This is a genomic window from Kitasatospora sp. NPDC024654 (assembly GCF_055559155.1).
In genome coordinates, this window is record NZ_JBVHLF010000076.1 from 25,580 (window position 1) to 34,711 (window position 9,132).

Genomic DNA, 9,132 nt, shown 5'->3' on the forward strand with positions numbered 1-9,132 from the left:
GGTGACCTGTTCGCCGCGTCGCCCTGTGACGCCGCGTCCGGGCCTCCCAGCCGTTCCCCGCACGTGGATGTGGAGCGACGGTTCGGGTCGAGCGCCGCCGTGCGCGCCTGCTCCGAGGTCACCGTCCAGGCTGCCGGTTGACGGGCAGTCGAGAGGATGACCGAAGGCTCAGGCTCCACGAACAGTACTCCATTCGTGGCATCCATCGGGGCGGCTCGCCGCTCAAGTCTCCCGCGATTCACGGGAATCTCAAGAGGGACGACTCCGATGGCGGACCGCCGATCAGTTGACGGTGATCATCTTCACATATATCGACTGGAAGGCGATGGATTTTCGCCCGATGTGTCCTTCCTTGTGCACAATGGGCGGGCTTATCTGATTGACGTACTCGCCGTCCGCTGATGTGAGGTGAAGGGCACCCATGCCGGAGCAGAAGGACCGGAGCACGGCCGGGGGCGGCCGACGGATCGAGCTCAGCGTCGCCCAGGTCGCGGCCAGCGCACTGGCCGCGGTGGTCGGCGCGGTGCTCGCCTCCGAGCTCGGCGTCTACGGGACGATCATCGGCGCGGCGGTGGTCAGCATCGGTGCGACCACCGGCGGCGCGGTCTTCCAGCACCTGTTCCGGCGCACCGGTGAACAGCTGCGCGAGGTCGCCGACCGCGGGCCCGGCCGTGCGGTGAACGACCTGAAGCAGGTGCCGCTCACCGACACCGCCCCACTGCCGGAGGCCTGGCGGCCCGCGCCCGAGCCGTCCGCCGAGTGGAGCGACCCGCTGGTGCTCAAGGCCCGCCGGCGCTGGACCTGGCGCGGCTACGCGCTGGTGTCGGCGCTGGTCTTCGCGCTCGCGATGACGCCGATCGTGATCGTCGAGCTGGCTGCCGGGAAGAACCTGCACTCGATGACCACCGGGCAGGACGGCGGCGGCACCTCCTTCTTCCCCGGTGGCGGCCACCGGCCCGACCCGGCACCGCCGGCCACCCGGCCGGCCGACCAGCCGGACCCGGGCCGGTCGGCCGGCGGCGGCGCCGCGACGCCCTCGACGGGAGCCGGCGGCGGGGTGACCGGCGGCTCCACGCCCTCGGGCGTGCCGTCCGTGCGGGTCTCGCCCAGCGGCCAGCCGTCGCCGTCGACCTCGCCGGCCGGTACCCCGGCGGTGGGGCCGACACCGACCCCGTCGACCGGGAGCCCGTCCGCCACGCCGTCCGCCGACCCGGCCACGGCCGCGCCGCCCGCCACCACGCCGGGGGCCACCGCCTCGCCGTGACCGCTCGGTCCGGGGCTCAGGCGCCGAGGACGCGCCGCAGGTAGCCGTTGGTGAACCGGCGCTCCGGATCCACCCGGTCGCGCAGCGCCGTGAAGTCCGCGAAGTGCGGGTAGGCCCCGGCCAGGTAGTCGGCGTCCCGGGTGTGCAGCTTGCCCCAGTGCGGGCGGCCCTGGTGGGCGGTCATCAGCTGCTCGACCGCGGTGAAGTAGCCCCGCTCCGCGGTGCCGCGGTAGAGGTGCACGGCGACGTAGACGGTGTCCCGGCCGCTCGCGGTGGAGAGCCAGAGGTCGTCGGCCGGCGCGGTGCGCACCTCCACCGGGAAGCTGATCCGCCAGTCGGACCGTTCCACCAGAGCCTTGAGCTCCCGCAACACGCCCACCGCCGCCTCGCGCGGCACCGCGTACTCCATCTCCACGAAGCGCACCTTGCGCGGGCTGGTGAACACCTTGTACGCGGTGTCGGTGTAGGTCCGCTCCGACCAGGCGCGGCTGGCGACCGCGGCGATCGCGGGGATGCCGCGCGGGAACGCCCGGCCGACCCGGCAGGCGCCCTCCCACACCGTGTTGGACAGGAAGTCGTCGTCCAGCCAGGCCCGGGCGGCCGGCAGCGGCGCGGCCGGGCCCTGGCTGCGGTTGTTCCGCTTGGTGCTGCAGCGGTCGGTGTGCGGGAACCAGTAGAACTCGAAGTGCTCGTTGACCGTGCTCAGTTCGTCGAACCGCGCGAGCACCTCCGACCAGCCCATCGGCTGCTCGTGGGCGGTCAGCAGGAAGGCCGGCTCGACCGCGAAGGTCAGCGCGCTGATCACGCCGAGCGCGCCGAGGCCCAGTCGGGTGCCCTGGAACAGCTCCGGCTGCTCGGTGCGCGAGCAGTGGTGGACCGAGCCGTCGGCGAGCACCAGCTCGACGGCGGTGAGCTGGGCGGCCAACGAACCGGAGTCCCGGCCGGTGCCGTGGGTGCCGGTGCTGGTCGCCCCGGCCACGGTCTGGGCCTCGATGTCGCCCATGTTGGTCAGCGACAGGCCGGCCGCGGCCAGCACCCGGTTGAGTCGGGCGAGCGGCAGACCGGACTCCACGGTGACCGTCCCGGCCACCCGGTCCAGCTCGCGCACCGCGGTCAGCCCGTCCGGCCGGACCAGCACGCCGTCGCCGGCCGAGGCTATCGCCGTGAAGGAGTGCCCGGAGCCGACCGCCTTGACCGTCCGGCCCTCCTCGGCGGCCTGCCGGACCACCGCGGCCAGCTCCTCCGTGGAGGCCGGCGCGACCACTCGGCTCGGCTCGGCGCTCTGGTTGCCCGCCCAGTTGCTCCAACGGCCGGCGGTGACGGTGGCGGGCATGCAGGGACCTCCAGTGCGGCGGTGGTGCGGCTACCAGTGGGTAGGGAGCCTAACCACCCGCCGGACGCCGGTCCATGCCCGTGCGGAGCCTTCGCCCGTCAGTGCGCGGCCGACCCGGTGACCGCGGCCGGCTCGGCCGTCCCGGCCCGCAGCCACCGGCCGCCCGCCAGCGCGGCGAGCGCGGCGAACCCGGCGGATGCCACCGGGACCCAGTAGCCCGCGGCCGCGCCCGCGCGGTCCACCACCCAGCCCGCCATCGAGGAGCCGACCGCGATGCCCAGCCCCAGCCCGGTCGAGGTCCAGGTCATCCCCTCGGTCAGCTGCGCCGCCGGGACCAGCCGCTCGACCAGCGCCATCGCGGTCACCATGGTCGGCGAGATCGACATCCCGGCCAGGAAGAGCGCCGCGCCCAGCGCCACCAGGGCGACCGGGCCGGTGCACCACGCGGCCACCAGGAGCAGCGGCACCATGCTCACCGCCATCACCGAGACCCCGGCCAGGAACCGTTCGGCCAGCGTCCCGCGCAGCCGCAGCGCGCCGAAGACCATACCCGCCAGGCCGGAGCCGAGCGCGTAGACGGCGAGCACCAGGCTGGCCAGCGCCTTGTGCCCCTGTTCCTGGGCGAAGGCCACCGTGACCACCTCGACCGCGCCGAAGATCGCGCCGGTGGCGACGAAGGTGAGCACCAGCACCCGCAGCCCGGCCGAGCGCAGCGCGGAGCCGGTGGACCGCTCGGTGGCCGGGTGGACCGGCGGCTCGGTCGCCCGCTGCGCGGTGAAGAGCAGCACGCCGAGGGTCAGGAAGACGCCGGAGAGCAGCACGCCGGCCTCCGGGAAGAAGCCGGTGGCCAGCCCGACCGAGAGGATCGGCCCGACGATGAAGCAGACCTCGTCGACCACCGACTCCAGCGAGTAGGCGGTGTGCAGCTTCGGCGCGTCCTCCCGGTAGAGGTGCGCCCAGCGGGCCCGGACCATGGCGCCGGTGCTGGGCATCGCGCCCATGCCTATCGCGGAGCAGAACAGTGCCCAGTCCGGCGCCCCGAACCGGGCACAGAGCAGCAGGGCCGCCCCGGAGAGCGCGGTGACCGCGGTGGCGGGCAGCGCGACCCGGCGCTGGCCGTAGCGGTCCACCCAGCGGGCGACCAGCGGTCCGAACACCGAGACCGAGAGCGCCATCATCGCCGCGACCGCGCCCGCCACGCCGTACGAGCCGCGCAGCTGGGACAGCATGGTCACGATGCCGATGCCGGTCATCGAGATCGGCAGCCGGGAGACGAACCCGGTGGCCGAGAAGGCCAGGCTGCCCGGCGCGGCGAAGATCTGGCGGTAGCTGGACAGCACGACGGCTCCGTGGAACGTAAGGAACATTTCTGTCTTGGACAGCTTACGAAGCTTCGCAAGCGAGATTTCCGGACGGTCTCCCGTGGGCCCCCGGTCCGCCCGTCACGGCGCAGTGGCAGGATCGGTGCCATGTCCGACGCACCCAGCACCACCGGCCCGGCCGACGCCGCCCCCTACGACGCGCTGCTGCTGCTCTCCTTCGGTGGCCCGGAGGGGCCCGAGGAGGTGGTGCCGTTCCTGGAGAACGTCACCCGGGGCCGGGGCATCCCCCGGGAGCGGCTGGTCGAGGTCGGCAAGCACTACTTCCTGTTCGGCGGGGTCAGCCCGATCAACGAGCAGAACCGCGAGCTGCTCGCCGCGCTGCGCAAGGACTTCGCCGAGCACGGCCTGGAGCTGCCGGTCTACTGGGGCAACCGGAACTGGGCCCCCTACCTGGTCGACGCGCTGCGGGAGATCGCCGACGACGGCCACCGCCGGATCGCGGTGCTGGCCACCAGCGCCTACGCGGGTTACTCGGGCTGCCGGCAGTACCGGGAGAACCTCGCCGACGCGCTGGCCCAGCTGGCCGCGGAGGGGGGTCCGGAGCTGACCGTCGACAAGTTGCGGCACTTCTACAACCACCCGGGCTTCGTCGAGCCGATGATCGAGGCCACGCTGGCCGCGCTCGACCGGCTGCCCGCGCAGACCCGCGACCGGGCCCCACTCGCCTTCACCACCCACTCGATCCCGACCGCGATGGCGGAGAGCTCCGGCGCCCCCGACGACCCGGCCCGCGGCACGCCCGGCGGCGCGTACGTCGCCCAGCACCTGGCGGTGGCCGGCCTGGTCGCCGAGGCCGTCGCGGCGGTCACCGGGGTCACCGACCGGCCGTGGGAGCTGGTCTACCAGAGCCGCAGCGGCGCCCCGCACATCCCGTGGCTGGAGCCGGACATCTGCGACCACCTGGTGACGCTGCACGAGGCGGGCGCCCCGGCCGCGGTGATGGTTCCGATCGGCTTCGTCTCCGACCACATGGAGGTCAAGTACGACCTCGACACCGAGGCCACCGCGAAGGCCGCAGAGCTGGGCCTGCCGGTGGCCCGGGCGGCCACCGTCGGCGCCGACCCGCGGTTCACCGCGGCGGTGCGCGAGCTCCTCCTGGAGCGCGCGGCCGTCGAGCGCGGTGAGAACGTGCGCCGGTGTGCGCTCGGTGCGCTGGGCGCGAGCCACGACGTCTGTGCGGTGGCCTGCTGCCCCAACCCCCGCGCCCCCCGGGCCGCCGCCGCGCAGGCCTGACCCCGCCACCGGATACCGACCCCGTCACCGGAGACCGAGGAGTACCGTGCCCGACCAAGCCCTGCTCGACGAGTTGCTCGCCGTCGCCCTGGAGGCCGCCCACCGGGCGGGCGAGCTGCTGCACGGCGGCCGCCCTGCCGACCTCGGGGTCGCGGCCACCAAAAGCAGCCCGGTGGACGTGGTCACCGAGATGGACCTGGCCTCCGAGAAGCTGATCGTCGAACTGATCGCCGAGCGCCGCCCGGCCGACGGCTACCTGGGCGAGGAGGGCGCCGAGCGGGTCGGCGACAGCGGCGTCCGGTGGGTCGTCGACCCGCTCGACGGAACGGTCAACTACCTCTACGGACTTCCTGGTTGGGCGGTCAGCGTGGCCGCCGAGCTGGACGGCCGGGCGGTGGTCGGGGTGGTCGCGGCGCCGGTGCGCGGCGAGGTCTTCCAGGCGGTGCTGGGCCGTGGTGCGCTGCTGAACGGCCGCCCGATCAGCTGCCGGCCGGCGGCGCCCTGGGGCCAGGTGCTGGTGGCCACCGGCTTCAACTACGTCCAGCCGGTGCGTGAGCACCAGGCCGACGTGCTACGGCGGTTGATGCCCGAACTGCGCGACATCCGGCGCGGCGGCGCGGCGGCGCTGGACCTGTGCGACGTGGCGGCGGGCCGGCTGGACGGCTACTACGAGCGCGGCCTGGCGCCCTGGGACCTGGCCGCCGGGGCACTGGTCGCCCGCGAGGCGGGGGCGCTCACCGGCGGACGACCCGGCGCGCAGCCCTCCGGAGAGCTCGTGGTGGCCGCCCCGCCCGGGGTCTTCGAGCCGCTCCAGGCCCGCCTGGACACCCTGGGCGCCTGGCACGACTGAGCCGGCTCCGGGCCGGGAAACCAGCCAACCGCCGGAGGTCGCGACGGCACTGACCGAGCATCCGCTCGCCGCACGACGCACCGAGCCCCGGCACGCGGAACGTGCCGGGGCTCGGAGGGTCTAGGGGGCCGGTCGGCCGGCCCGGGAGCGGAGAGAACAGAATCGGACCCGGGGTTGCCACCCGGTCCAGGGCGCCGGGTCAGGCGCTGCGGGGCAGCGAGAGCACCGGGTCGACGCCGTGGTCGGCGGCGAGACGGCGCAGGTCGTCCAGTTCGGACTGTTCCACTTCGGCCAGGAACTCGTCCCCGGACTCCAGTGCACGGTGCAGGTCCTGTTCGGCGTTCCTTATGCGCTGCAGGATTCCGGCGGTGAAGGCGTCCATGTAGCAGGCCCCCTTGCTGTGTCGGACGTGCGCGGTCGAGCGTTCCCCGGGTGGGAGGTGCGGTGTTACAGCGGTGGCGCCCGACCGGCCTGCTGGCTCCGATGCTGGCGCTGCGGCGGCCTCGGGCCGCCGGTCCGTGTACGTGCGTCCCCCAACCGGTGCGGATGAACACGCGGCGGGTGGGTGCGATCGAGCCATGGCGTGATCGCGGGTGTGCATTCGTCCTCCCCAGCCAGGCAGGGGGGAAACCTCCGGAGGGCGAGAAAGTTGCCTAGGTCACATTCCGGCGGCCGCGGGGTGGGCCGGGCAGGACCGCCTTACTGCTGCTTTACGGCGGCAGGAGGCAGGATGGAGGCACCGTCGGAGTCCCAGGCCCGAGCGCGGGACCACCCGGTCCCGGCCCGCGTGCCCCGGTTCCGGTGCCCGGGTCAGCAGGCCCGTCCGGGCCGTCGCGGTGGGCCGGGGAGATGCGCAACGGTCAGGGCCCGCGGCAGGCGCCGCCGGCCCGGCCAGCCAGAGAAGGGACATCCGCAGTGCGGGTACTTGTCGTCGAGGATGAGCAACTGCTCGCCGAGGCCGTCGCCACCGGCCTGCGCCGCGAGGCCATGGCGGTCGACGTGGTGTACGACGGGGAGGCGGCGCTGCAACGGATCGCGGTCAACGACTACGACGTGGTGGTGCTCGACCGCGACCTGCCGCTGGTGCACGGCGACGACGTCTGCCGCAGTGTCGTCGAACAGGGCCTGGCGACCCGGGTGATCATGCTGACCGCCTCGGGCGACATCAGCGACCGGGTCGAGGGGCTGGAGATCGGCGCGGACGACTACCTGCCCAAGCCGTTCGCTTTCAGCGAACTCGTCGCCCGCGTGCGCGCGCTGGGCCGGCGCGCCACCGTCCCGCTGCCGCCGGTGCTGGAACGGGCCGGGATCACCCTCGACCCGGGCCGCCGCGAGGTGCTGCGCGACGGCCGGCCCGTCCAGCTCGCACCCAAGGAGTTCGCCGTCCTGGAGGTCCTGATGCGGGCCGGCGGGGCGGTGGTCTCGGCCGAGCAGCTACTGGAGAAGGCCTGGGACGAGCACACCGACCCGTTCACCAACGTGGTCCGGGTGACCGTGATGACGCTGCGCCGCAAGCTCGGCGACCCGCCCGTCATCGTCACCGTGCCCGGCTCCGGCTACCGGATCTGATCCACCTCCCTCTTCACCCCCAAGGGGACGACACTGATGACCACCCCGCCCCGGGCCGGCGGGCCCTCCGGCAGTTCCGGTACGGTGCCGCCACGCCCCGAAGACCCGCCGCGCCCGGTCGAGTCCACCCCGCCGTCGGCCGCGTACCGGCCGGGCGAGGGGCTCGGCTGGCTGCCGTTCCGACCGACCATCCGGATCCGTCTGACCCTGCTCTACGGCGGGATGTTCCTGATGGCCGGGGTGCTGCTGCTGCTCCTGATGTACTTCTTCGTCCGGCAGGCCTTCGAGCACAACGCGCTCCCACCGATCAACCTCGGCAACGGTGTCGCGGTGTACGCCCCGGGCGGCCAGCCGCTCACCGGCTCGGAGCTCAACACCTATCTGGCGAACACGCAGGCCGCCCAGTCGCACAGCGAGCTGGACACCCTGCTGCGCAAGTCGCTCACCGTGCTGGTCGCGCTGGCCGGCATCGCCTTCGTGGCGGGTTACGCGATGGCCGGCCGGGTGCTGAGCCCGCTCGGCCGGATCACCCGGACCGCGCGCGAGGTGGCCAGCTCCGACCTGCACCGCCGGATCGAGCTGGACGGCCCGGACGACGAGCTCAAGGAGCTCGCGGACACCTTCGACGGGATGCTGGACCGGCTCGACCGCTCCTTCGACTCCCAGCGCCGCTTCGTGGCCAACGCCTCGCACGAGCTGCGCACCCCGCTGGCGATCAACCGCACCCTGCTGGAGGTGCAGCTCTCCGATCCGGGGGCCTCGCCCGACCTCCAACAGCTGGGCCGGACCCTGCTGGCCACCAACGAGCGCAGCGAACAGCTGGTCGAGGGCCTGCTGCTGCTGGCCCGCAGCGACAACGAGCTGACCGACCGGCGTCCGGTCGAGCTGGCCGAGGTGGCGGTCCGGGCGGTCGAGCAGATCCGTTCGGAGGCGGTCAACCGGGAGGTGGAGATCCGCTCCTCGCTGAGCCCCGCGACGGTCCTGGGCAACGGCGTGCTGCTGGAGCGGATCGCGCTGAACCTGCTGCAGAACGCGGTCCGCTACAACGTCCCGGACGGCTGGGTCGAGATCGGCACCGCCGTCGGGCCGGGCGGCTCCGGCGAGCTGGTGGTCAGCAACACCGGTCCGGTGGTCCCCGGCTACGAGCTGGAGCACATCTTCGAGCCGTTCCGGCGGGTCAAGGGCGCCGACCGGACCCGCAGCGACAAGGGCGTCGGCCTCGGCCTCTCCATCGTCCGCTCGGTGGCCCGGGCGCACGGCGGCGCCATCGAGGCGGCGCCCCGGCCGGGCGGTGGCCTGACCATGCGGGTCCGGATCCCGGGGAGCTGACCCGACCCACCCCTACCTGCCCCGGGAAGCAGCCGGGTGGGGGGGGCGGGGGGGAGGGGGGGGGGGGGGGGGAGGGGGGGGGGGGGGGGGGGAGGGGGAGGGGGGGGGGGGCCACCGACGTCGCAGAGTGGGCCACCGGGAAGGGGATCAGCACCCTGTCGTTCTGGGCGCT

8 protein-coding genes are annotated in these 9,132 nt (G+C 73.9%); 5 read left to right on the forward strand and 3 right to left on the reverse strand.

All coding sequences use genetic code 11. The features are described from left to right. Positions 1-421 precede the first annotated feature (421 nt). Complete coding sequence (locus tag ACZ38L_RS30970) at positions 422-1,264, forward strand: hypothetical protein (RefSeq protein WP_465699485.1); 843 nt, start codon at positions 422-424, stop codon at positions 1,262-1,264. Between the two features lie 16 nt (positions 1,265-1,280). On the opposite strand, the gene ACZ38L_RS30975 is transcribed toward ACZ38L_RS30970, so the two are convergent. Then, positions 1,281-2,597: a D-arabinono-1,4-lactone oxidase gene (locus ACZ38L_RS30975; RefSeq protein WP_465699487.1), complete on the reverse strand. Its 1,317-nt coding sequence runs from the start codon at positions 2,595-2,597 to the stop codon at positions 1,281-1,283. A gap of 98 nt (positions 2,598-2,695) precedes the next feature. Continuing rightward, positions 2,696-3,937: an MFS transporter gene (locus ACZ38L_RS30980; protein WP_465699497.1), complete on the reverse strand. Its 1,242-nt coding sequence runs from the start codon at positions 3,935-3,937 to the stop codon at positions 2,696-2,698. Between the two features lie 129 nt (positions 3,938-4,066). Here ACZ38L_RS30980 and ACZ38L_RS30985 point away from each other — a divergent pair, with 129 nt between their 5' ends. Both ACZ38L_RS30985 and ACZ38L_RS30990 read left to right on the forward strand, forming a co-directional pair. Beyond that, positions 4,067-5,212 carry a ferrochelatase gene (locus ACZ38L_RS30985; RefSeq protein WP_465699489.1) on the forward strand — a complete coding sequence of 382 codons (1,146 nt, stop codon included), beginning with the start codon at positions 4,067-4,069 and terminating at the stop codon, positions 5,210-5,212. 46 nt (positions 5,213-5,258) lie between these two features. Further along, a complete protein-coding gene (locus tag ACZ38L_RS30990) occupies positions 5,259-6,062 on the forward strand; it encodes an inositol monophosphatase family protein (protein ID WP_465699491.1) in 804 nt (267 codons plus the stop codon). Positions 6,063-6,261: 199 nt separating this feature from the next. Here ACZ38L_RS30990 and ACZ38L_RS30995 read toward each other — a convergent pair whose 3' ends face one another. Continuing rightward, entirely contained in the window at positions 6,262-6,444 is a 183-nt protein-coding gene (locus ACZ38L_RS30995) for a hypothetical protein (protein WP_396565982.1), read from the reverse strand. Between the two features lie 533 nt (positions 6,445-6,977). Between ACZ38L_RS30995 and ACZ38L_RS31000 the strand changes: the two genes are divergently transcribed. Both ACZ38L_RS31000 and ACZ38L_RS31005 read left to right on the forward strand, forming a co-directional pair. Next, entirely contained in the window at positions 6,978-7,631 is a 654-nt protein-coding gene (locus tag ACZ38L_RS31000) for a response regulator transcription factor (RefSeq protein ID WP_465699493.1), read from the forward strand. Positions 7,632-7,667: 36 nt separating this feature from the next. Further along, positions 7,668-8,960 (forward strand): sensor histidine kinase, encoded by a 1,293-nt coding sequence (locus ACZ38L_RS31005; protein WP_465699495.1) that lies wholly within the window; start codon positions 7,668-7,670, stop codon positions 8,958-8,960. Positions 8,961-9,132 lie beyond the last annotated feature (172 nt).